This is a genomic window from Halalkalibacterium ligniniphilum (assembly GCF_000334155.1).
GTDB classification, from domain to species: Bacteria; Bacillota; Bacilli; order Bacillales; family Bacillaceae_D; genus Halalkalibacterium; species Halalkalibacterium ligniniphilum.
Map to the genome: position 1 here is coordinate 1 of NZ_ANNK01000069.1, position 22,855 is coordinate 22,855.

The 22,855-nt window shown below is 41.9% G+C and carries 22 protein-coding genes and 1 pseudogene; 22 read left to right on the forward strand and 1 reads right to left on the reverse strand.

What is annotated here, in order from left to right:
* The 18 genes and pseudogenes from BLT_RS21545 to BLT_RS0106785 form a co-directional block, all read left to right on the forward strand.
* A pseudogene (locus tag BLT_RS21545) lies at positions 1–347 on the forward strand (acetyl-CoA carboxylase biotin carboxylase subunit); the annotation flags it as partial.
* 21 nt (positions 348–368) lie between these two features.
* Positions 369–770 carry an Asp23/Gls24 family envelope stress response protein gene (locus BLT_RS0106700; protein WP_017727015.1) on the forward strand — a complete coding sequence of 134 codons (402 nt, stop codon included), beginning with the start codon at positions 369–371 and terminating at the stop codon, positions 768–770.
* A gap of 312 nt (positions 771–1,082) precedes the next feature.
* Positions 1,083–1,490 carry a transcription antitermination factor NusB gene (gene nusB, locus BLT_RS0106710; RefSeq protein ID WP_017727016.1) on the forward strand — a complete coding sequence of 136 codons (408 nt, stop codon included), beginning with the start codon at positions 1,083–1,085 and terminating at the stop codon, positions 1,488–1,490.
* 83 nt (positions 1,491–1,573) lie between these two features.
* On the forward strand, positions 1,574–2,419 hold the full coding sequence (gene folD / locus BLT_RS0106715) for a bifunctional methylenetetrahydrofolate dehydrogenase/methenyltetrahydrofolate cyclohydrolase FolD (RefSeq protein WP_017727017.1): 846 nt from the start codon (positions 1,574–1,576) through the stop codon (positions 2,417–2,419).
* An 11-nt stretch (positions 2,420–2,430) separates the two neighbouring features.
* Positions 2,431–3,783 (forward strand): exodeoxyribonuclease VII large subunit, encoded by a 1,353-nt coding sequence (xseA, locus tag BLT_RS0106720; protein ID WP_017727018.1) that lies wholly within the window; start codon positions 2,431–2,433, stop codon positions 3,781–3,783.
* A 51-nt stretch (positions 3,784–3,834) separates the two neighbouring features.
* Entirely contained in the window at positions 3,835–4,077 is a 243-nt protein-coding gene (locus BLT_RS0106725) for an exodeoxyribonuclease VII small subunit (RefSeq protein WP_017727019.1), read from the forward strand.
* A complete protein-coding gene (locus BLT_RS0106730; protein WP_017727020.1) occupies positions 4,074–4,964 on the forward strand; it encodes a polyprenyl synthetase family protein in 891 nt (296 codons plus the stop codon). Before BLT_RS0106725 ends, BLT_RS0106730 begins: the two co-directional genes overlap by 4 nt.
* Positions 4,965–5,417: 453 nt before the next feature.
* Positions 5,418–5,639: a hypothetical protein gene (locus BLT_RS0106735; RefSeq protein WP_017727021.1), complete on the forward strand. Its 222-nt coding sequence runs from the start codon at positions 5,418–5,420 to the stop codon at positions 5,637–5,639.
* Between the two features lie 108 nt (positions 5,640–5,747).
* Complete coding sequence (gene dxs / locus BLT_RS0106740) at positions 5,748–7,637, forward strand: 1-deoxy-D-xylulose-5-phosphate synthase (protein WP_017727022.1); 1,890 nt, start codon at positions 5,748–5,750, stop codon at positions 7,635–7,637.
* Between the two features lie 3 nt (positions 7,638–7,640).
* The gene (locus tag BLT_RS0106745) at positions 7,641–8,489 is read left to right on the forward strand and encodes a TlyA family RNA methyltransferase (RefSeq protein WP_017727023.1); all 849 of its coding nucleotides are present in this window, start codon (positions 7,641–7,643) and stop codon (positions 8,487–8,489) included.
* 204 nt (positions 8,490–8,693) lie between these two features.
* The gene (ahrC, locus tag BLT_RS0106750; protein ID WP_026105018.1) at positions 8,694–9,143 is read left to right on the forward strand and encodes a transcriptional regulator AhrC/ArgR; all 450 of its coding nucleotides are present in this window, start codon (positions 8,694–8,696) and stop codon (positions 9,141–9,143) included.
* Positions 9,144–9,156: 13 nt separating this feature from the next.
* Positions 9,157–10,863: a DNA repair protein RecN gene (gene recN / locus BLT_RS0106755; RefSeq protein ID WP_017727025.1), complete on the forward strand. Its 1,707-nt coding sequence runs from the start codon at positions 9,157–9,159 to the stop codon at positions 10,861–10,863.
* Between the two features lie 131 nt (positions 10,864–10,994).
* The gene (gene spoIVB, locus BLT_RS0106760) at positions 10,995–12,308 is read left to right on the forward strand and encodes a SpoIVB peptidase (RefSeq protein ID WP_017727026.1); all 1,314 of its coding nucleotides are present in this window, start codon (positions 10,995–10,997) and stop codon (positions 12,306–12,308) included.
* Between the two features lie 285 nt (positions 12,309–12,593).
* Positions 12,594–13,394, forward strand: coding sequence for a sporulation transcription factor Spo0A (gene spo0A, locus BLT_RS0106765; protein ID WP_017727027.1), 801 nt, complete (start codon positions 12,594–12,596; stop codon positions 13,392–13,394).
* A 180-nt stretch (positions 13,395–13,574) separates the two neighbouring features.
* Positions 13,575–14,714: a putative cytokinetic ring protein SteA gene (steA, locus tag BLT_RS0106770; protein WP_017727028.1), complete on the forward strand. Its 1,140-nt coding sequence runs from the start codon at positions 13,575–13,577 to the stop codon at positions 14,712–14,714.
* Positions 14,711–15,166 carry a hypothetical protein gene (locus BLT_RS0106775; protein ID WP_017727029.1) on the forward strand — a complete coding sequence of 152 codons (456 nt, stop codon included), beginning with the start codon at positions 14,711–14,713 and terminating at the stop codon, positions 15,164–15,166. The genes steA and BLT_RS0106775 overlap by 4 nt, the downstream gene beginning before the upstream one ends.
* The gene (locus BLT_RS0106780; RefSeq protein WP_017727030.1) at positions 15,159–15,824 is read left to right on the forward strand and encodes a glycosyltransferase family 2 protein; all 666 of its coding nucleotides are present in this window, start codon (positions 15,159–15,161) and stop codon (positions 15,822–15,824) included. Before BLT_RS0106775 ends, BLT_RS0106780 begins: the two co-directional genes overlap by 8 nt.
* Entirely contained in the window at positions 15,821–16,618 is a 798-nt protein-coding gene (locus BLT_RS0106785; RefSeq protein ID WP_017727031.1) for a hypothetical protein, read from the forward strand. The genes BLT_RS0106780 and BLT_RS0106785 overlap by 4 nt, the downstream gene beginning before the upstream one ends.
* Positions 16,619–16,669: 51 nt before the next feature.
* On the opposite strand, the gene BLT_RS0106790 is transcribed toward BLT_RS0106785, so the two are convergent.
* Positions 16,670–16,927 carry a DUF2627 domain-containing protein gene (locus BLT_RS0106790; protein ID WP_017727032.1) on the reverse strand — a complete coding sequence of 86 codons (258 nt, stop codon included), beginning with the start codon at positions 16,925–16,927 and terminating at the stop codon, positions 16,670–16,672.
* A 140-nt stretch (positions 16,928–17,067) separates the two neighbouring features.
* Here BLT_RS0106790 and BLT_RS0106795 point away from each other — a divergent pair, with 140 nt between their 5' ends.
* From BLT_RS0106795 to BLT_RS0106810, 4 genes are all read left to right on the forward strand, one after another.
* Complete coding sequence (locus BLT_RS0106795; RefSeq protein WP_017727033.1) at positions 17,068–19,137, forward strand: sigma-54 interaction domain-containing protein; 2,070 nt, start codon at positions 17,068–17,070, stop codon at positions 19,135–19,137.
* 156 nt (positions 19,138–19,293) lie between these two features.
* Positions 19,294–20,388 carry a branched-chain amino acid dehydrogenase gene (bcd, locus tag BLT_RS0106800; RefSeq protein WP_017727034.1) on the forward strand — a complete coding sequence of 365 codons (1,095 nt, stop codon included), beginning with the start codon at positions 19,294–19,296 and terminating at the stop codon, positions 20,386–20,388.
* A gap of 25 nt (positions 20,389–20,413) precedes the next feature.
* Complete coding sequence (lpdA, locus tag BLT_RS0106805) at positions 20,414–21,835, forward strand: dihydrolipoyl dehydrogenase (RefSeq protein WP_017727035.1); 1,422 nt, start codon at positions 20,414–20,416, stop codon at positions 21,833–21,835.
* Between the two features lie 19 nt (positions 21,836–21,854).
* Complete coding sequence (locus tag BLT_RS0106810) at positions 21,855–22,847, forward strand: thiamine pyrophosphate-dependent dehydrogenase E1 component subunit alpha (RefSeq protein ID WP_017727036.1); 993 nt, start codon at positions 21,855–21,857, stop codon at positions 22,845–22,847.
* Positions 22,848–22,855: the final 8 nt, after the last annotated feature.

Consider the following 22,855-nt stretch of genomic DNA (forward strand, 5'->3'; position numbering starts at 1 on the left):
ACGCAGAAACACCTGAGAAAAATTTTATGCCATCTCCTGGGAAAATTACAAACTATTTAGCGCCAGGTGGATTAGGCGTACGTGTTGATTCTGCGGCTTATCCAGGTTATACGATTTCACCTTTCTACGATTCAATGATTGCAAAAGTCATTACATACGGAGCGACACGTGAAGAAGCCATTGCACGTATGAAACGAGCGCTTGCTGAATTTGAAATTGAAGGTATTAATACGACGATTCCTTTCCATTTGAGATTGTTAAACCATGAAACATTTGTTTCAGGCGATTTCAATACGAAGTTCCTTGAGCAGCATGATGTTATGAGTGTTTCTCTAAAAAAGCAGTAATTCGCCATGGAGGTGTAGGGAATGAACGAAAACCACATTCTTGATTTAGAAGAACAAAAGAACGATCTTGGGAAAGTGGAAATTTCACCTGAAGTCATAGAGGTAATCGCTGGTATTGCAGCATCGGAAGTTGATGGTGTCGCAACAATGAGAGGGAATTTTGCTTCAGGTGTGGCAGAAAGGCTTGGGCGCAAAAATCACGGCAAAGGTGTAAAAGTTGATCTGAGTGAAGATGGGATCATCGTAGATGTCTCTGTTGTGGTTACTTATGGAGTATCGGTACCAGAGGTTGCAAAAAAAATCCAAACAAACATTAAGCAGGCTCTGCAAACGATGACAGCCATCGAACTTGAGAGCATTAACGTCCATGTCGTTGGCGTGCAGTTTGAAACACAAGAACCATCGGAAGAAGAGCAATTATAGCAATATAAAAGATACAATCTAAAACGAGGCTGACTCAATTAACATAGATCCTCTACTGCAAATGTTAGGATGTAGCGACAATATGTGCTATACAGTTAACGGCAAGGAGGATTCTAATGAGTGAGCCTCGTTTTTTAGCTTGCAAAGCATTTTCGGTTGGAAAGAAGCAAAAAGTCATGATAGATAAGGAAAGAATATTGTGAAAACGAAGATTGACCGAAATGTTTTCTGTGATTGTTCTGTTTCATTAGAGAATGTTATGCTATTATCAACATATTATAAGCATAGTTTCTAGAATAAAGGAGTAAACGTATGAATCGACGATTATCAAGATTACGGGCTGTACAAGCTCTATATCAAATGGATTTGACCGACACCGATAAGGATTCGGCTATCCAAAGTGTGTTAGAGGAGGAAGAAGAAAATAACCCATTTTTGGACGATCTTATCACTGGAACATTAGAGAAAAAAGCTGAGTTGGATCAGGTCATAACTTCCCATTTGCAAGGTTGGACGATAGACAGGATTGGCAATGTCGATCGAGCGATTCTTCGCATGGCATTATATGAATTGCAATATGTAAAAGACATTCCTTTAAGTGTATCATTCAATGAAGCGATTGAGCTTGCAAAAGCATTTGGTGGTGAAGAGGCTGGTCGTTTTGTAAACGGGATTTTATCGAAGGCTGTGGAGAAAATCAAGCTTGATAATCAAAAATAGAACGTTTCATGAGCGATTTCCCTTCCTAAAATGAAAAAAATAAGCCATAAAAAATCAGAAAACAAATAGAGGAGTGGAGAAGTGTGAGCGCAACATTGTTAAATGGAAAAAAGCTAGCTGAAAAAAAACGTGAAGAAATGAAGAAGGAAGTAAGCGCACTACGTGAAAAAGGGATCGTGCCTGGCTTAGCGGTGATTCTCGTTGGCGAAAATGCTGCTTCAAAAGTGTATGTGCGTTCGAAGCAAAAAGCCTGTGAAGAAATTGGTATTCATTCAACACTAACAGAAATGCCAGATACGATTTCTGAGCAAGAATTACTACAAGAAATTGACCGATTAAATAACGATGCCAGCATTGATGGAATCCTCGTACAATTACCACTGCCAGATCATATTTCTGAGCAAGCTGTGATTGAGCGTATCTCTCCTGCAAAGGACGTTGATGGCTTTCATCCAATCAATATTGGAAAGATGATGACAGGGGAAGACACCTTCTTACCTTGTACCCCATTTGGTGTCGTTGAAATGTTAAAGGAAGCGAACATCGAATTTGAAGGAAAGCACGTTGTTGTCATTGGTCGAAGCAATATCGTTGGAAAGCCTGTTGGACAACTGTTATTAAATGAAAATGCGACCGTTACGTACTGCCATTCGCGGACGAGAAATTTACCTGAAATCACAAAGCAAGGGGATATTCTTATTGTTGCGGTGGGGAAAGCGAATTTTGTTGGTGAAGAGCATGTGAAACCAGGTGCAGTCGTCGTTGATGTTGGCATTAACCGAGTTGATGGTAAGCTATGTGGCGATGTTGATTTTAACCAAGTTGAACCTGTTGCCTCTTATTTGACACCTGTACCAGGCGGAGTAGGGCCGATGACCATTACGATGCTCCTTCACAATACGATCCAATCAGCAAAGCAACGAGGCTAAGGAGTTTTTACATGTCAGTCGATCAGATTTTAACAGTGACTGAAGTAACAAGACATTTGAAAGGCGTTATTGAGCATGATGAGCTTCTCCAGGATGTTTGGATTCGTGGAGAGCTGTCGAATTTTAAACTGCATAGCCGTGGACATATGTATTTTACGATAAAAGATGAAAACTCACGCATGCAAGCAGTGATGTTTGCTGGAAATAATCGTTTTTTGCGCTTTAAACCAGATAATGGAATGAACGTCTTAGTCCGTGGCGAAGTGAATGTGTATGAACCGTTTGGACAGTATCAATTTTATGCAAAAGAAATGCAGCCAGATGGAATCGGAAGCTTGTATTTGGCTTATGAAGAGTTAAAAGAACGACTTGAGAAAGAAGGGCTTTTTCGTGAAGAGGTGAAAAAGCCAATTCCTTCTATATCAATGAACATTGCAATTGTTACTTCGCCAACAGGGGCAGCGATTCGCGATATGGTAACAACGATTAAGCGTCGCTTTCCAGTTGCCCGCATTACACTCCTCCCTGTTCTCGTTCAAGGAAGTGAAGCACCTGCTTCGATTGCAAGAGCGATAGAACAGGCGAATTTAGCGAATGTGTTTGATGTCATAATCGTCGGTCGTGGTGGTGGTTCCATTGAAGAGCTTTGGGCATTTAATGAGGAAATTGTAGCCCGAGCCATTTATCGCTCAACCATCCCTGTTATTTCTGCGGTTGGGCATGAAACAGATTATACAATTGCTGATTTTGTTGCTGACTTACGAGCAGCAACGCCAACAGGGGCTGCTGAATTAGCTGTTCCTGACATGGTAGAATTAATCCAGCGTATTGACGGGCTTGTCCACCGTATGAGGCGAGCAGTTGTTGAACGTGCTACAAGTGAGAAGCACCGCCTAGAACGGCTGCAAAAATCATACGCCTTTCGCTATCCCGAACAGCTGATTCGGCAAAAGGAGCAGGAATTTGATCAGGTGTTCGAGCGACTTAAGGGACATCTGGTAACACGTCTAGCGGATGAAAAAGCTCGTTTGATGCAAATAGATAAAGATTTAGCTCGGTGCCACCCTTCTTCTCGAACGAAGGATGCGCAAATAGAGGTTGAGCGATTAACGCTAGCGTTAAAACGGAACATGCAGCAACAGCTGCAATTTAAGCAACAGCAATTTAATCAATGCATTGCTGGATTAAATTTATTAAGCCCTCTCCGTGTCATGGAGCGGGGATATAGTCTTGCTTATAATCAAGAGAACAAGCTGATTAAATCGACGCAGCAAGCTACTGTCGGAACAAGGATTGATTTGCAGGTTATAGATGGGATGATTGCCTGTGAAGTAAAATCGATTAAGCCAAAAAACGATGAATAAAGGAATGGCAAAGTCGAACGTTCTGAACGACGAGAAAGCGGGGGAAAAGCAGTGTCAGAAACAAAGCAAAAATGGACATTTGAAGAAGCCATGAAGCAACTCGAAGAAGTCGTTGAAAAATTAGAAGAAGGGGATGTCCCTTTAGAAGAAGCGATTTCAATGTTTCAAGAAGGGATGGCTTTGTCAAAAATTTGCCATGAGAAACTAGAAACGGTTGAGAAGCAAATGGATCGAATTCTACATGAAGATGGGGAAATTGAGGAAACGACGTTTCAGGAGGAAGAGCAATCGTGAATGAATGGTTACATTCCTTTATGCTAGAAAAAAAACAATGGGTTGACGAGGTGCTTCCGAGCCATATTGCAAAGCTTCAAGCTCCCGATACATTAAAGGAAGCCATGATATACTCGTTAAACGCAGGTGGAAAAAGAATTCGTCCAGCTCTCCTGCTCGCTACCATAGAAAGCTTTGGTCAGGATGTACGAAGAGGGATTGATCTAGCTTGTGCGATTGAAATGATCCACACCTACTCTTTAATTCATGACGATTTGCCATCGATGGACAATGATGACTTACGAAGAGGAAAACCAACCAATCATAAAGTGTATGGTGTTGCGAATGCCATTTTAGCAGGAGATGCTTTGCTAACGTATAGCTTTGAGCTTGTTGCAAAAATGGACGTTGATAGCTTATCAGCCGAGCAGAAGCTGAAATTGATTGAGGGCTTGGCGAAAGCTGCAGGACCTGAAGGAATGGTAGGAGGTCAGGTGGCGGACATTGAAGGAGAGAACAAAAGACTGTCTGTCGAAGAGCTTGAGTACATCCATCATCATAAAACAGGTGATCTCCTTGCATTTTCTGTTGTCGCTGGAGCCATTCTTTCGGGGGCTGAGAAAGAGGAAATAAGGTCCTTGCATTCATTTGCCAAAGAGCTAGGCCTTTTATTTCAAATAAAGGATGACATTCTTGATGTTGAAGGGGACGCAGAGGTTATTGGAAAGCCGATAGGAAGCGATACTGAGAACAATAAGAGTACATATCCAAGTATTTTAACGCTTGAAGGTGCGAAAGAAAAATTATTGGTTCATACAAAACGGGCAAAAGAATATTTATTTTCCGTAAAGATGAATCATACACTATTAGAAGGACTAACTGATTATGTGATAAACCGTGATCATTAAGGATTATTTTTTCTATAAAAGGGGGGGGCGGAGCTTCAGTTCAAGTTGATAAAACAATGAAGCCCTCCCGCTCGCATCATCTTAATTGAAAGGATCCAGTGCATGACCTGACATGTGTGAAGAGCGATCCGCTCATGCTAGTTTCTAGATATGGGTTATGAATTGAGGTTCCCAGATGCCCATGTTATAATGGGCTTTATGTTGGAGTAGTCAGTATTCTAGTCAGTTCTCCACTCTTGAAGGCGGGGCTAAAATCCGCCCAAGGGAACATCGATGAAGCTCCTTGTATTTGCTTGAGACGCCAAGCTTTGGGTTTTTGCCAGGAGAAAAATAAGGAGGGCGGAACCACAAAGGCATGTGGGCGATGACCCTTTTGCTGGGAGGCCATTTGTTCTGAGCATGTAAACCAACACATGACCTCATAGCAAAGGGTAGAAGGTGTCGAAGAGATAGATGAAAACGTTAGGTAAATCAATAAATTGGAGTCTGAGTATTGCCGTTATCACGCTCGTGTTAGCGGCTATTTTTTCAATTGGATCAACGTTTTTGCAAAGTGGAGCCACATGGACCGTTGGGATGTTTATTGTATTTCTAATTGTCCTTTTTAGGATCTTCTTTGATATAATGGGAGTGGCTGCAATCGTAGCAGCGCTAACATTTACGAGAAGGCTTTAGGCAAGCCCAATCGTTTATCAAGTTGGTCGTTTTTTATATAATTTAGAAGAATAAAAGCACTGGAAAAAGCAAAAAAAGAATAAAAAATTTCGAAAGTGAGGGTACTTCATGTATTTAGAGAAGCTAAAAGACCCGAGCATCCTTAAAACGTATACAACAAACCAATTGGAGCATATAGCAGAAGAGGTGCGGCAATTTCTTATTGAAAAGCTTGCTGCAACAGGGGGACATCTTGGTCCCAACCTTGGTGTTGTTGAGCTGACACTTGCTCTTCATTATTTATTTGATAGTCCAAAAGACAAATTGATTTGGGACGTTGGTCATCAAGCATACGTTCATAAAATCATAACGGGGCGAGCGGATCAATTTGATAAATTGAGACAGTATAAAGGTCTATGCGGATTTCCGAAACGTAATGAAAGTGAGCATGATGTTTGGGAAACGGGACACAGCTCAACGTCCCTATCTGCTGCAATGGGTATGGCGACAGCTCGGGACTTGAAAGGAACGGACGAGAATGTCATTGCCATTATCGGGGATGGTGCCTTAACTGGTGGTATGGCCTTAGAAGCACTAAACCATATTGGCCATGAACAAAAGGATTTAATTGTTGTGTTAAATGACAATGAAATGTCCATTGCACCAAATGTTGGTGCGCTTCATAACGTTTTGGGGCGACTTCGTACAGCTGGAAAGTATCAAAAAGCGAAAGAAGAGCTTGAAATGTTAATTAAAAAAATTCCTGCTTTTGGTGGCAAGCTTGCTTCTACCGCAGAGCGGGTAAAAGATAGCCTTAAATATCTTTTGGTTTCAGGTATCTTTTTTGAGGAAATGGGCTTTACGTATTTAGGTCCTGTTGATGGACATGACCTCAATGATTTAATGGAGAACTTAAAATACGCCAAAAAGACAAAAGGTCCTGTTCTGATTCATGTTTTAACGAAAAAAGGGAAGGGCTATGCTCCTGCTGAGAATGATGAAAAAGGGACTTGGCATGGGGTTGGTCATTATAAAATTGAGTCTGGCGAAATTGTTAAAAAGCCAGCTCCACCAAGCTATAGTGGTGTTTTTGCGGAAACCTTGAAAACAATTGCACGAGAAGATAAGCGAATTGTTGCCTTGACTGCCGCAATGCCTGGTGGAACAAAATTGGATCAATTCGCCAAAGAATTCCCAGATCGTATGTTTGATGTCGGGATTGCTGAACAGCATGCAACGACGATGGCAGGAGGACTCGCTACTCAAGGTTTGAAGCCTGTTTTTGCTGTATACTCTACTTTCTTACAGCGTGGATATGACCAAGTTGTTCATGATATTTGCCGTCAAAACTTAAATGTATTTTTTGCGATCGACCGTGCAGGGCTTGTCGGCGCTGATGGGGAAACGCATCAAGGAGTATTTGATATTGCATATTTACGTCATTTGCCAAATATGAAAATTTTAATGCCAAAGGACGAAAATGAACTTCAGCATATGATCTATACAGCGATTCAATATGATGATGGGCCAATTGCTGTTCGCTACCCTCGTGGAAATGGTTATGGTATTAAAATGGATGACGAATTAAAAGAAATCCCGATTGGTTCATGGGAAGTACTCCAAGAAGGAAACGACGCCTGTATTCTAACGTTCGGGACAATGCTTCCAGTCGCGGAAGAAGCGATTGCTAACCTTGCTGCTCAAGGTTTTTCGATTCGACTTGTGAATGCTCGCTCGGTTAAGCCTTTAGATGAGGAGCTTCTTCACGAAATAGCTGGTAAAGGATACCCAATCCTCACCGTAGAGGAAACAGCGATTCAAGGAAGCTTTGGTAGTGCCGTACTAGAATTTTTCCATGATCACGGTTACCACAATATAACGGTGAAACGAATGGGTATTCCAGATAAATTCATTGAACATGGAAGTGTTTCGCAGCTTTTGGAGGAAATCGGTTTAACGTCTGTGAATGTAGCGGATCAAATGATGACCATGCTTCCTAGAAAAAAACAAAGGGCGTAACGAATGGGAAAAAAAGAACGTGTGGATGTTTTATTAGTCGAGCGTGGCTTAAGTGAAACGAGGGAAAAGGCAAAGCGTTCGATTATGGCAGGTCTTGTGTATACGGATCAAGAACGGATTGACAAGCCTGGATTGAAAGTGGATCGAGACATTCCCCTTTCAGTAAAAGGAGAAGTGCTTCCTTTTGTTAGTCGCGGGGGATTAAAGCTTGTTAAAGCCATTGATGCATTTGAACTGTCTCTCAAAGACAGAATCGTCCTTGACATTGGCGCATCAACAGGTGGTTTTACCGATTGTTCATTACAGAACGGGGCAAAGACGGTCTATGCGCTTGATGTTGGCTACAATCAATTGGCATGGAAGCTCCGGCAAGATGAGCGAGTTGTTGTCATGGAACGAACGAACTTTCGTTATGTGAAGCCAGAAGACCTTGTAAGAGGCTTGCCAAACTTTGCAACGATTGATGTCTCTTTTATTTCTTTAAAGCTCATTTTGCCGGTTTTAAAAACGATGCTGCTTCAGGATAGCGAGGTTATTGCATTAGTAAAGCCACAATTTGAAGCAGGTCGAGAGCAGGTTGGAAAAAAGGGAATTGTTCGAGATACAAAGGTGCATGAACAAGTGCTGCAACGGATAGCCGAATTTTCTATACAAGAAGGATATACAGTTGGTGGGATGGATTTTTCACCAATAAAAGGTGGAGAAGGGAATATCGAATTTCTCCTTTACCTTCGTTGGGGAGATACCTTACTTAAACCAGCCCTTCAAATGGACGAGCTGCCCTTCAAGGTGAAAGAGGTTGTGGCAAATGCCCACCAACAGTTGAAGCCAGGAGAGGAAAAGAAGGTGTGATGGCCTTCTTTTTCTTTATATTGTAAGTCTCTAGCTTAACGAAAGCCGATTACTCTTTCACTTAAAGTCAAATAAACTCAATAACGGCAAGTGAAAGAGCTCCAGCCTTTTTCCAAATTAAAATGTTATAAGTAATTGTTGTCTTGTATAAAAAATAAGTGGATAATGAATAAAACGAAAACGTTAAAGGAATTAGGTGGTACGATGAATAAAGGGCAACGTCATATAAAAATTCGAGAAATTATTGCCAACAACGAAGTGGAAACACAAGATGAATTAGTTGAACGCTTAAAGAATGCTGGCTACAACGTGACCCAAGCAACAGTTTCAAGAGACATTAAGGAACTACATCTTGTAAAAGTACCGATGCTTGATGGACGCTACAAATATAGTTTGCCAGCGGATCAACGCTTTAATCCATTACAGAAACTAAAACGCGCACTGGTGGACAGCTTTGTGAGCATTGATCGCTCAGACAATCTTATTGTCATGAAAACCCTTCCTGGTAACGCAAATGCAGTGGCTGCTCTGATTGATAATCTTGACTGGCCAGAGATTATGGGAACGGTTTCTGGGGATGATACCATGCTAATCATCTGTAAAAGTAAGGATGATGGCCCAATCGTAACTGATCGATTTTTAGAGATGCTATAGAGGTGTGATGTCAATGCTTGTTGAGCTAACGATAAAAAACTTTGCAATCATTGAAGAACTCACGATTCCGTTTGAGAAGGGGTTAACCGTATTAACAGGTGAAACGGGAGCAGGGAAATCCATTATTATTGATGCGATCGGATTGTTGCTTGGTGGACGTGGCTCGTCTGAATTTGTACGCTATGGTGAAAATCGGGCAGAAATTGAAGGGTTGTTTATTTTGGATGATGACCATCCTGTTTTAAAAAAAATGGAGGATCTAGGTATTGATGCGAACGATAATATGATTGTCGTTCGCCGAGATATGACATCAAACGGGAAAAGTATTTGCCGAGTGAACGGGAAATTAGTGACGTTAGGTATTTTGCGTGAAATCGGTCAAACCCTTGTAGATATTCATGGACAGCACGAACACCAGGCATTAATGCAGCCTGAGCAACATCTTTCAATGCTCGATAGCTATGCGAAAAATGAGCTTCTACCCACGTTGATGGAATACAAACAGCTTTTTACTGCGTATCAAGAGCTTCAAAAACAATGGCGCCAGCTAACTGAAAATGAGCAGGAGATGGCGCAACGCGTTGATTTATTGCAATATCAGCTCAATGAAATTGAAGCGGCAAAATTAGAACCAGAAGAAGATGTTCGTTTGACAGATGAGCGCTACAAGCTTGCCAACAGTGAGAAGCTGTTTAAAGCCCTTCAGGATGGTTACAATAACTTATACGGTGAAGGTCGCGGCCTTGATTGGGTAATGAATGCCATGTCTCATTTAGAAGAAGCGAAGGCCTATGATAAAGAGCTTGAAGATCTTCATGAGTCGATCAGTAACAGCTACTACCTACTTGAAGAGGCTGCTTTTTCTTTACGGGATCGGTTTGAGCAATTAGAGTTTGACCCAAATCGCTTAGAAATGGTTGAAGGACGATTAAACGAAATTCAACGCCTTAAACGAAAGTATGGAGAAACCGTTGAAGATATTCTTGAATATGCTTCAAAAATTGAAGAAGAGCTCGACTCCCTCATTCATAAAGACGATCGCATTCATGAGCTAGAAAAAAAGCTTGAGGCGATTCGATTAGATTTAGCTGTAGAAGCGAAGGCTTTAAGTGAGATTCGTAAACAAGCAGCATTGGCATTAACGGAATCTATCCATGAGCAGCTCGCCGCTTTGTATATGGAAAAAACGACCTTTGAGGTTCGCATTACACAAAGGGACTCGGAGCCCCAAATGAGAGGGAATGGTCAATCCTATCGTGAAAATGGAGTCGATGATGTTGAATTTTATTTATCCACCAACATAGGGGAGCCCTTGAAGCCTTTGGCGAAAGTTGCATCTGGAGGAGAAATCTCTCGTATCATGCTTGCCTTAAAATCAATTTTCTTTAATCATCAAGGGGTTACCTCTGTCATTTTTGATGAGGTTGATACAGGTGTAAGTGGGCGAGTGGCACAAGCAATCGCTGAAAAAATTCATGCGATTTCAATCGGATCACAAGTATTATGCATTTCTCATTTACCTCAAGTTGCCGCGATGGCTGATACCCATTTGTACATTTCTAAAAATGAAACAGACGAACGAGTAACAACAAAGGTCACCCCCTTGACGAAGGAAGCCAAGGTCGATGAGATTGCCCGGATGATTTCAGGTGTTGAGGTGACCGCGTTGACAAAACAACACGCAAAAGAGCTATTGCAGCTTGCAGAGCAAAATAAATGATACCATGAAAAGCTAGCCATTATAGGTTAGCTTTTTTCTTATGACCTTGGTTATAAATGTTCGTGCCTAAGGCAACATTAGTAATACAGCCAATATGGAGGTGTGGGCTAGGAGCTAGGAGAGTGAAGTGAGTGAGAGGCGAAACATTACGTAAATTGGTAGGTGGGTTTCTGCTTGTATTTTTGCTGTGCATAGGAATGTCAAATCCGTTGAAAGAATGGCTCCTCATACCAACCACATTAACGATTTTTGAGGGACAAGAAACGGATTTATATACAGTCTCGAAATCCTTTGGTGAAGCAATCACGGTTTCAACATCTGACCCGACTCTGAAGGTAACATCAGAAGCCACAGAGGATCAAGAGGTGAAAGGAACGGTCTTTGCAAAAGAACAAGGGGAGCAAGACATGAGTCTAAAAGTTGCAGGACTTCCTGTAAAACAGGTAAAGGTGAATATCCTTCCGAAGATTGAAATCGTCCCTGGGGGTCAATCAATCGGAGTAAAATTAAATACAGAAGGTGTACTCGTCGTCGGACATCACCTGATTGATACGAAAGACGGCAAAGCATCACCTGGTGAGCTTGCCAATATTCAAGTTGGTGATATGATTACAAGCATGGATGGTAAGTCAATTCAAAAAATGAATGAAGTTGCAGAGCTTGTTCAAACAGCAGGCAAAGAAAAAAGAGCGATAAAAATGGAAATCATACGGGACAAACAAACACTTAAACGTGAATTAACTCCCATTAAAAGTCAAGGTGAAAATACGTACCGAATGGGATTATATATCCGTGACTCTGCTGCAGGAGTCGGTACATTGACCTTCTATGATCCAATATCAAAAAAATATGGAGCATTAGGGCATGTCATCTCTGATGTTGATACGAAGAAGCCAATTGTCGTTCATGATGGACAGATCATCGGGTCATCGGTAACGTCGATTGAAAAAGGTAGCAATGGTGATCCTGGTGAAAAATTAGCAAGCTTTTCAGAAGAACGTCATGTTTTAGGGAACATTGAAAAAAACAGCGCTTTTGGCATCTTCGGTACGTTAACGGATGGAACGCTGAAAAACAATGTAATAGATAAGCAATTACCCATTACCCTTTCTACAGATGTAAAAGAAGGTCCAGCTAAAATTTTAACAGTTGTCGAAGGGGAAGAAGTGCAAGAGTTTGATATTGAAATTGTTAGCTCTGTTCCACAAAAGCAACCAGCAACAAAAGGTCTTGTCATTAAAGTAACCGATCCAAAGCTTTTACAAACAACCGGTGGAATTGTCCAAGGAATGAGTGGAAGTCCGATTATTCAGGACGGCAAATTGGTCGGAGCTGTTACTCATGTATTTGTAAATGACCCTACAAGTGGATATGGTTGTCACATTAGTTGGATGCTTGAAGAAGCAGGCATTGATTATCAAGGAAAAGAAGCCAAAGCGAGTTAACACCGCTTGGCTTCTTTTTGTTACCATCTATGTAAATTTATCAATCGATTCCAGTCTTTCTAGAAAAACATGATAAAATAAAATGAATGAGTAAATCCGTTTTACAGCTTTCGACAGAAAGTGTTGTCAAATGACGAATACACTCGAAAATAGGAGCATTAATTAGATATTTAAAGAAAATGTAGGAAAAAATAATTAATTTTTAAAAATGAGAGGATATTTTTAGTTGTTGTCGAATTCGTTAAAGGAGTAAAAACTTATCTAGGAAGTTAAGGAGGTCTTTTTGTGCAAAAAGTCAAAGTATGCGTAACAGACGATAATCGAGAATTAGTAAATTTATTAAATGAGTACATTTCGGCTCAAGACGATATGGAGGTTGTAGGCGTTGCCTACAATGGTCAAGAGTGCCTAACTTTGGTTGAAAATAAAGAGCCTGATGTATTAATTTTAGATATAATTATGCCTCATTTAGACGGGTTAGCTGTGTTGGAAAAGCTTTCACAAATGAATTTAAAAACGAAACCAAATATCATTATGTTAACGGCATTCGGTCAAGAAGAAGTGACGAAAAAAGCGGTTGATTTAGGAGCATCTTATTATGTACTCAAGCCATTTGATATGGAAGTACTCATAAATAATATCCGTGATGTGAGTGGACAAAAACGTTCTTTTATTCAACAATCGTCTTCATCTTTTATGTTTTCTCAGCCAACGAAAACAAGTTCAAATACCTTTAATCTTGACGCAAGTATTACGAATATCATTCATGAAATTGGTGTCCCTGCACATATTAAAGGTTACATGTATTTACGCGAAGCGATTACGATGGTATACAATGATATCGAGTTGCTAGGCTCGATTACAAAAGTACTCTATCCAGATATTGCGAAAAAATTTAACACAACATCAAGCAGGGTAGAACGGGCGATTCGTCATGCCATTGAAGTGGCATGGAGCCGTGGAAACATTGATTCCATCTCAAGCTTGTTTGGTTATACAGTAAGTGTTTCAAAAGCAAAGCCGACGAATTCAGAGTTCATCGCAATGGTTGCTGACAAGCTTAGAATTGAGCATAAAGTCAGTTGAAAGGGTAAGAATCAATAAAAATGAACCGCACATTCTCTTTAAAGAGAAGGGCGGTTTTTTGTATGCTTTGAAACGTGAAATGCATAGGAAAGCAAAGGAATATTATGGGAGTTACTCTCATGCTAAAATCCGATCAAACGGTTCATACTAGAAAAAAACACCGTAGAAAGGGTTAGTCGCATGAGTCGATGGATTAAAGGAGTCGCCTATCAGCATGACAAAACGAAACAACTGCTTTTAACCATTCCCAAACGAGCGATTGCCATTGTGCGACACGCAGATATCGATTCACTTGCTGTGGAAGGATTGCTCAATCGAAAAGTAAAGGCTGTCATTAATTTTGAGCCATCCATGTCTGGTCTTTACCGCCATGATCATGTGCAAAAGCTTCTTGATGCAAACATTCCCGTCTTTGATGTGAAAAAAAGTCACTTAAAAAATATCGCAGACTTGAATGGGAGCAGAGTTGAGATTGAGCAGGATTCATCCTTATTTCTTGTATCGAACCAAACCCGTTCTTACGTTGCAAGCCTCATTCCGTACAACGAACAGACGGTTACAAAAATAAATGTTTGTGCCGATCACCAGTTTCCGCAAACTTTTGAAGCGTTTTTCCAAAATACCATTGCCTATGCTCAAAAAGAGCTGTCGTTTTTTACAAAAAAGCCGATAATTCCGAAGATGTTTCAGCATCTTGCAGAAAAAGACATTGTGATTGTTGCAAGGAGCGTTGGATATGAAGAGGATATAAGGGCGCTCCGGTCTTGGCTTAAAAGAAAATCCTTAATTAAAATAGCCGTTGATGGTGCAGCAGATGGATTGATGAGACAGCGTATCAAACCAGACTTGATTGTTGGCGACATGGATTCAGTTAGTGAAAAAACATTGCAGCAAGTATCGAACCGTCTCGTCCATCAATATCTTAATGGTTATGCCCCTGGAGCGGAACGCTTGCAAGGGCTAGGGCTAGAAGGAGAGTGTTTTTCTTTTGTCGGAACGAGTGAAGATGTGGCGATACATTTGGCGTATTGGGCTGGAGCAAGGCATTTATATTTAATTGGATGCCGGTCAGGATTTAATGAGTTTTTAGAAAAGGGACGGGCAGGTATGGGCTCAAGCTTTCTTTGTCGCATGCAAGCAGGGGCGAGGGTAACAGATGTTAAAGGAATTCATCGGATGGTTGGAACGAATGAGACTTTACCGATTTGGAGCTTTTCGATTCCCTTGCTCGTGTCCTTAGGCATGATTGTGAGCCATCCTAGAGTGGAGCTTGTTGCCCATTTAATGTGGAATTGGTTGAAAGGAGGAGTTGTTCGTTGAAACGTTATGTTCCAATCCTTATGGTTAGTCTAGCTTCCCTTTTTTTGGGGTTTTTAAGTGGACTTAGCCTAGACAAAACATGGCTTTCCAATGAACTGTATGGACATATCTATGAGCTGGAAACAGAAAATGAACAACTCCAGCTAGAACAGCAAGGGTGGGTAACATACGTAAATGAAGAACTGGCATCGTATGAGCTTTTTTTAGATACAAATCACCAGCAGTGGCTACCATTAGCGGTGATGCTAAAACGTGCTGGCTTGGAGGTAAAGCCGCTTTTAACTACGACAGATCCTTTTGAGAAAAAGGGCATTCTCATTACACTAGGTGAGGAAAAGAACACGAGTCACATGCTCACCCTTTCATTAGATGAGATTCCAAAGGCTTCAAAGGATTTTCAGGAACTGTATGTCTCCTTATTAAAAATGAAAAAGGGTGATTCAGGTGAGTGATGTCTCTGTGGTCATACCAGCTTTTAATGAAGAAGCTAGACTGAAAAAAACGATAACTGCAGTACGAACAATTCCTCAAGTGAAAGAAGTCATTGTCGTTGATGATGGTAGCTGTGATAAAACAAAGGATATCGCTTATGAATTAGGAGATCGAACCATTGTCTTTTCAACAAACAAGGGAAAAGGACATGCCCTTCAGGCAGGGTGGCGTACGGCGAAAGGGGAGTACATCCTTTGCCTTGATGCAGACTTAGCTGAAAGTGCTGCTGAAGCCTTTCGCCTTATCGTCCCTCTGCAAGAGGCAGAGGTAGATGGGACGATTTCTAACATTCCTGCTGGAAGAAAAAAGGGATTTGGTCTTGTGAAAAGAAGAGCACAGACTGTTATTTACCGAGAAACAGGTATTTACCTCCACGCCCCTTTGTCAGGTCAACGTGCTTTTCATCGGCGCTGGCTGCAGCTGTTACTTTCAGAGCACTATGAAGGATTTGGCATTGAAACCAAAATGACCTTAGACATGTTAAAAGCTGGGGCAGTCCTAAAAGAAGTTGACACAAACATGAGTCACCGTGAAACAGGAAAAAATCTGCAAGGCTTCCTACATCGTTTTAAACAATGGCGCGAGATTGAAAAATCGCTACGGGGGTTAAGACATTGATTTTCGTCATTTTTACAACTGGCCTCATTGCGTATTTAAGCATGATTTCCTTTCAACAAATTGGTTGGAATACAAAAAATTTTGAAGGAAATTGGATTCCTTTTAGCTTGGGAGTCGTCATTTTATATGGATATTTAGTCCTTTCGGTTTTTTCTCCTGTATACAGCCCTGTTTTTTCGAAAATGTCAATGGCCTACGTCATTGGAATTTGGTTTCTTGGATTGCTTGATGATGTGTTAGGAAAACCGTCTCCAAAAGGTATAAAAGGCCATCTTTTTCATTTTCTGAAACAAAAGCAGCTAACAACTGGATTAATAAAAGCACTAGGAACACTGAGTTTCGCAGGTATGTTCTTATACTATCTTAAGCCGATATCCTTTGGACAAGGGATTCGATATGGTTTTTTACTTATCCTTATCCCCCATGTCATGAATTTAGTGGATACAAGGCCTTTACGTGTATGGAAAGTGACAGTGGCCACAGGGGCAGTGTTGTTTCCACTACTGCTACAAATGCCTTTTTCCGTTCTTCTCTATGTTGTCACGATCCTCTACCTTTTGTTTGTGATCGAAGGACATAAAAAAGCAATGCTTGGCGATAATGGGGCAACCATTATCGGTGCCATTCTTGCACTATTAATGGTTTTTCACTTAACTTCGTTTCAACAATGGATCATGATTTTACTCTTTGCCTTCCTTACCTTTTTGGCTGAATGGTTCTCTTTTTCAACATGGATCGATCAACAACCGTTTTTACGTTTTCTGGATCGAATCGGTCTTTCTGCTCATGATTAAAAAATATGCAAAACAGACAGCCCAAAGTTGAATTTGAGGCTGTCTGTTTGGTTATGTTTGTTCCTTTTGTTCAGGCTTTTTTCTAAATTTAGGCGCAATCTTCCCATTTTTACGATCACGGTAAAAAATAAACCCTCCAATAAAACTAAACCCCGCAAGAAAGAAGATAATCCCTGCAATAAATTGAAGGGCCAAGGATGGGTAAGGGAATAACAAAATTTGAAAAATGGTGTCTCTCATTAGCTTAATTCCGTATCCAGCAATAATTGCTGGAATCACGAGGACCATCAAGGCGACAAAACGTGCCATCGGCATTCCTCTTTTCTTTATACTAAGTTCAACCTCTATTTTAACGAAAAAACAACGAAGTGTTCAAGTTCCTGGTTGCAACTTTGTGACAATTACGTAATAGTTAAAATGAATCGTATAGTGAAAAGAGGGGTGAGAAGATGAAGCGCGTCATGATCCTTGGTGCCGGTCGTGGAGGAACAGCATTGTTACAAATGTTAATGGAAACAGAAAGCTTTGAGGTCGTTGCGATGATTGATTTGAATGAACGAGCACCGGGGATGTTGCTAGCAAATGAGCTAGGAATTACAACAGGGTCTGATTGGCGCTCTTTTTTAACGGCTGACATTGATGTCATTATTGAAGCAACAGGTCAACAAGCGTTAGCAGAAGACGTTCGCCGGCAAGTGGGGGCAAATGTTGCTGTTGTGCCAAGTCAAATTGCCAACCTTATGTTCTCCCTTACGAAAGAAAAACAAACGCTTATCCAACAGATGAAGCAGCACGTTTCATTGCAGGAGACGATCTTAGATTCGACCCATGATGGCATGATTGCCATTGATAAAAATGGAAAGGTGCTCCTTTTTAATCGAGCGGCGGAGCAAATGTCAGAGATTCGAGCCGCGGAAGCAATTGGGAAACATATTCAAGATGTTCTCCCATCAAGCCAATTGACTCGTGTTCTCAAAACAGGAAAGGAAGAGTTAAATCAAACACAGGTTCTAGAGAATGGATTAAGCATTGTTACGACCCGTGTACCTTTATTTGATGGAAATACATGCATCGGCGCTGTTGCGGTTTTTAAAGATGTAACGGAAATTGTTAATATGGCGGAGCAAGTGACCAATTTAAAAAGCATCCAAACAATGCTTGAGGCGATTATTCAATCATCCGATGATGCCATTTCAGTTGTTGATGAGCAAGGGAAGGGCTTAATGATTAATCCCGCCTATACAAGGTTAACTGGACTTGCAAAAGAGCAGGTCATTGGACAGCCGGCGACAGCGGATATTTCCGAAGGAGAAAGCATGCACATGCACGTTCTGCAGACAAAAAAGCCTGTGCGCGGTGTTCGCTTAAAAGTAGGACCGAGAAAGCGTGATGTGGTTGTCAATGTTGCGCCAGTGATTGTGGATGGACATCTTAAAGGGAGTGTCGGTGTCATTCACGATATGTCGGAAATTAAAGCGTTGACAGAGGAGCTTGAAAAAGCAAAACAACTTATTCGAACCCTTGAGGCCAAATACTCATTTGAGGATATCATTGGGCAGTCAAATCAATTAAGAGTTGCCATTAAGCAGGCAAAGCTGGCAGCATCAACACCAGCTACAATACTGCTCCGGGGAGAATCAGGCACCGGTAAAGAATTGTTTGCCCACGCGATACATAATGCAAGTGAACGAAAATACAACAAGTTTGTACGGGTCAACTGTGCGGCTCTGTCCGAAACGTTACTTGAAAGCGAACTTTTCGGTTACGAAGAAGGTGCGTTTTCAGGAGCGAAGCGTGGCGGCAAACGAGGCCTTTTTGAGGAAGCGCACCAAGGAAGTATTTTTCTCGATGAAATCGGGGAGCTTTCAAGCAGCACGCAAGCAAAGCTTTTACGAGTTTTACAAGAGCAGGAAATTGTTCGTGTTGGTGGGACGAAGGCGATTCCGATTAATGTTCGAGTGATTGCAGCGACCAATGTAAACATTGAGAAGGGAATTCAAGAAAAGACTTTTCGTGAAGATTTGTTTTACAGGCTGAACAAAATGCCGATCTACATCCCTGCTTTAAGAGAACGGAAAGAAGATTTACCCCTTTTGATTGGCTATCTGTTACAAAAGTTAAACCTGGATTACGGACGAAATGTAGAGGACGTGAGTGAAGAAGCACTCGAGTATTTAAGGCAATACGATTGGCCTGGAAATGTTCGGGAGCTGGAGAACGTGCTAGCACGAGCAATGATTTATATGCCTTACCATGCTGTACTTCTTGAGGTAAGTGATCTGCCATCACTCGGTCATCAACCGTCCGTGTCAACACATCTTTTAAATCATGTAGCCGAGGAAGTAGAGGAACAATCGCTTAAAAGGATTTTGGAGCAATTTGAGAAGAAAGTGTTGCTGGAGACCATTAAATTGTGTGAAGGGAACAAAACAGAGGCGGCAAAGCGATTAAACATTTCGATCCGAAATCTGTATTACAAGCTCGATAAATATGGAATTGACAAAAGTGACATGCAATAATTTGCATGCTATGATAAAACTTGCACGTTTATAAAAATCTGCTCTTCCTTCCAACAAGGTTTTAGCACGAATCATAGTTGGCATGAATATTGCAAAACTAACAAGTAAAAGGGTTGAAGATGAAACGAACACATCTTCAAAAGGAGGAAGCGTCACATGGAATTATTTACTTACATGGAAACCTATGATTACGAGCAAGTTGTCGTTTGCCAGGATAAGCATTCAGGACTTAAAGCAATCATTGCTATTCATAATACTACACTAGGGCCAGCCCTAGGCGGAACAAGAATGTGGATGTATGAGTCAGAAGCCGCAGCTTTTGAGGATGCCCTTCGTTTAGCGAAAGGAATGACGTATAAAAATGCAGCCGCAGGGTTAAATCTTGGTGGAGGAAAAACGGTGATCATCGGGGATCCGCGAAAAGATAAAAATGAAGAAATGTTTCGGGCATTTGGTCGTTATATCCAAGGATTGAATGGTCGTTATATTACGGCAGAGGATGTTGGTACAACGGTTGAGGATATGGATATTATTCATGAAGAAACCGATTATGTGACCGGAATTTCACCTGCTTTCGGGTCATCGGGAAACCCATCTCCTGTCACAGCTTACGGGGTATACGTTGGGATGAAAGCGGCAGCGAAGGAGGCGTTCGGTAGCGATGACTTAGCAGGTAAAACGGTAGCTGTTCAAGGTGTCGGTAACGTTGCTTATCAGCTTTGCAAGCATCTGCACGAAGAAGGAGCAAACCTCATTGTAACGGATATTAACAAAGAGGCAGTAGAACGGGCCGTTGAGAATTTCGGTGCAAAGGCTGTCGATGTTCAAGACATTTATGAGGTGGATTGTGACATTTTTGCTCCATGTGCATTAGGCGCCGTCATTAACGATGGAACCATTCCGAAATTAAAGGCGAAGGTCATTGCAGGAGCTGCAAATAATCAACTGAAGGAAACCCGGCATGGTGATCAAATCCATGAAATGGGGATTGTCTATGCTCCTGATTACGTCATTAATGCTGGTGGTGTGATTAATGTGGCTGATGAGTTAAACGGTTATAATCGGGAGCGAGCCCTTAAAAAGGTAGAAGGAATTTACGATAATGTTTCGAAAGTATTTGAGATTGCAAAGCGTGATGGCATTCCAACATATATGGCAGCAGATCGTATGGCAGAGGAGCGAATTGAACGGATGAGTCGCTCGCGTCGACAATTTTTACAAAACGGACATCATATTTTATCTCGCCGTTAAATGGGCTAAATAAGGAGTGGATTGCATGGCTGAAGAGTACGACCTTGTCATTCTTGGTGCTGGTACGGGTGGGTATGTTGCTGCGATTCGGGCATCCCAACTCGGCTTAAGGGTTGCCGTTGTAGAAAAAGGCAAGCTAGGTGGAACATGCCTTCATAACGGTTGCATCCCTAGTAAAGCATTACTACGAAGCGCTGAGGTGTTTGCGACGACAAAGCGAGCTAGCGAATTTGGGGTTGAAACAAGTGAAGTTACCGTTAATTTTTCTCGTGTCCAAGAACGGAAGCAGGGAATCATTGAACAGCTTTACCGTGGTGTTGTGCACCTAATGAAAAAAGGGGAAATTGATGTTTTTGAAGGAACAGGACGAATCCTTGGTCCATCGATTTTTTCCCCAACCCCAGGAACGATTTCAGTTGAAATGAAGAATGGTGAGGAAAACCAAATGCTCGTTCCGAAAAATGTCCTGATTGCCACAGGTTCATCACCGCGGACGCTGCCTGGACTTGACATTGATGGAGAATATGTTTTGACGTCAGACGAAGGGTTGAAGCTCAAATCCCTTCCACAATCGATCCTCATTGTTGGTGGTGGTGTGATTGGCATTGAGTGGGCTTCCATGTTATCAGATTTTGGTGTGGAAGTGACCGTACTGGAGTATAGCGAGCGAATTTTGCCTACAGAAGACGCAGACATTTCGAAAGAAGCAGAGCGCTTGTTAAAAAAGCGAGGCGTTCAAATCGTTACCAATGCGAACGTTTTGCCAGACACATTCGAAAAAGGTGATGGCGTGTCAATCACGATTGAGAAAAACGGGGAGCGCGAAACATACCGTGCTGAAAAGCTGCTTGTTTCTGTTGGTCGCAAGCCGAATGTGGATGACATTGGCTTAGAGAACACAGACATTGAGCTTAAGAACGGGGCAATCTCAGTTAATGAATGCTATCAAACAAAAGAATCTCATATTTATGCGATAGGCGATGTGATTGGTGGGATGCAGCTTGCTCATGTAGCCTCTCATGAAGGAATCATTGCCGTTGAGCATATGGCGAATCAACAGCCGACCCCTCTCAATTATCAAACGGTTGCACGCTGTGTCTACAGTCATCCAGAAGTAGCAAGCATCGGCTATACGGAAGCGGAAGCGAAGAAAAAGGGCTTTGATGTAAAAATTGGGACATTTCCTTTTAAAGCGATTGGAAAAGCACTCGTTTTCGGAGAAACAGACGGATTTGTGAAAGTCGTTGCTGATAAACAAACGGACGATTTGCTCGGTGTTCATATGATCGGTCCCCATGTGACGGACCTGATCACAGAAGCTGCCCTAGCAAAAGTACTAGACGCAGCCCATTGGGAGGTTGCACAAACGATTCATCCTCACCCGACATTATCAGAGGTCATCGGTGAAGCTGCGCTTGCCGTTGATGGTGTTGCTATCCATTTATAATCAAAAAGGAGGGTTTCACATGGCTGAAAATCGGCACCAAGCATTAGGGTTATCAGATGAAATGGTTCTTGAAATGTATGAAATGATGCTCCTCGCTCGGAGAATTGATGAGCGGATGTGGCTGTTAAATCGCGCTGGAAAAATTCCCTTTGTCATTTCGTGTCAAGGACAAGAAGCGGCACAAGTAGGCGCTGCCTTCGCTCTAGACCGGACGAAGGATTATATTCTTCCTTACTACCGCGATTTAGGGGTTGTATTAACGTTTGGGATGACCGCACGTGACATCATGCTTTCGGGCTTTGCAAAAGCAGAGGACCCAAATTCTGGCGGACGTCAAATGCCAGGTCATTTCGGACAAAAGAAAAATCGGATTGTTACAGGCTCTTCCCCAGTCACAACACAGGTCCCTCATGCTGTGGGAATCGCCCTTGCAGGAAAGATGGAAGGAAAGGATTTTGTTGCATTTACGACCTTTGGTGAAGGTTCATCCAATCAAGGAGATTTTCATGAAGGTGCCAACTTCGCAGGGGTACACAAGCTCCCGGTCATTTTTATGTGTGAGAACAACAAATATGCGATTTCGGTACCGATTGAAAAGCAGCTTGCGTGCGAAAAGGTATCAGATCGTGCCATTGGCTACGGCATGCCAGGGGTCACGGTTGACGGAAATGATCCGCTAGCCGTATATGAAGCGGTAAAAGCCGCAGCAGACCGTGCAAGAAAAGGAGAGGGTCCTTCTCTCGTAGAAACGGTTTCGTATCGTCTCACGCCTCATTCAAGTGATGATGATGATCGAGCTTATCGTAGCCGTGAAGAAGTGGAGGAAGCGAAAAAGCAAGATGCCCTTGTTACCTTTGCTGCTTACCTAGAAGAAGCGGGCATTTTAACAGAAGAGAAAAAAGCAGAGCTGGAAAAGAAAGTGGCTGTGACGGTGAATGAAGCAACAGAGTATGCAGAGGATGCACCGTATGCGGATCCAGAGGATGCTTTCAAATACGTTTATGCAGAATAGAGAGGGGG

Bases quoted from the DNA above. Each gene is read 5' to 3' on its own strand.
- BLT_RS0106745 (WP_017727023.1), top strand. From the start codon at position 7,641: ATGGGAAAAAAAGAACGTGTGGATGTTTTATTAGTCGAGCGTGGCTTA.
- BLT_RS0106700 (WP_017727015.1), top strand. From the start codon at position 369: ATGAACGAAAACCACATTCTTGATTTAGAAGAACAAAAGAACGATCTT.
- BLT_RS0106735 (WP_017727021.1), top strand. From the start codon at position 5,418: ATGAAAACGTTAGGTAAATCAATAAATTGGAGTCTGAGTATTGCCGTT.
- steA (WP_017727028.1), top strand. From the start codon at position 13,575: ATGAGTCGATGGATTAAAGGAGTCGCCTATCAGCATGACAAAACGAAA.
- ahrC (WP_026105018.1), top strand. From the start codon at position 8,694: ATGAATAAAGGGCAACGTCATATAAAAATTCGAGAAATTATTGCCAAC.
- BLT_RS0106795 (WP_017727033.1), top strand. From the start codon at position 17,068: ATGAAGCGCGTCATGATCCTTGGTGCCGGTCGTGGAGGAACAGCATTG.
- dxs (WP_017727022.1), top strand. From the start codon at position 5,748: ATGTATTTAGAGAAGCTAAAAGACCCGAGCATCCTTAAAACGTATACA.
- BLT_RS0106810 (WP_017727036.1), top strand. From the start codon at position 21,855: ATGGCTGAAAATCGGCACCAAGCATTAGGGTTATCAGATGAAATGGTT.
- lpdA (WP_017727035.1), top strand. From the start codon at position 20,414: ATGGCTGAAGAGTACGACCTTGTCATTCTTGGTGCTGGTACGGGTGGG.
- BLT_RS0106790 (WP_017727032.1), bottom strand. From the start codon at position 16,927: ATGGCACGTTTTGTCGCCTTGATGGTCCTCGTGATTCCAGCAATTATT.
- nusB (WP_017727016.1), top strand. From the start codon at position 1,083: ATGAATCGACGATTATCAAGATTACGGGCTGTACAAGCTCTATATCAA.
- bcd (WP_017727034.1), top strand. From the start codon at position 19,294: ATGGAATTATTTACTTACATGGAAACCTATGATTACGAGCAAGTTGTC.
- recN (WP_017727025.1), top strand. From the start codon at position 9,157: ATGCTTGTTGAGCTAACGATAAAAAACTTTGCAATCATTGAAGAACTC.
- xseA (WP_017727018.1), top strand. From the start codon at position 2,431: ATGTCAGTCGATCAGATTTTAACAGTGACTGAAGTAACAAGACATTTG.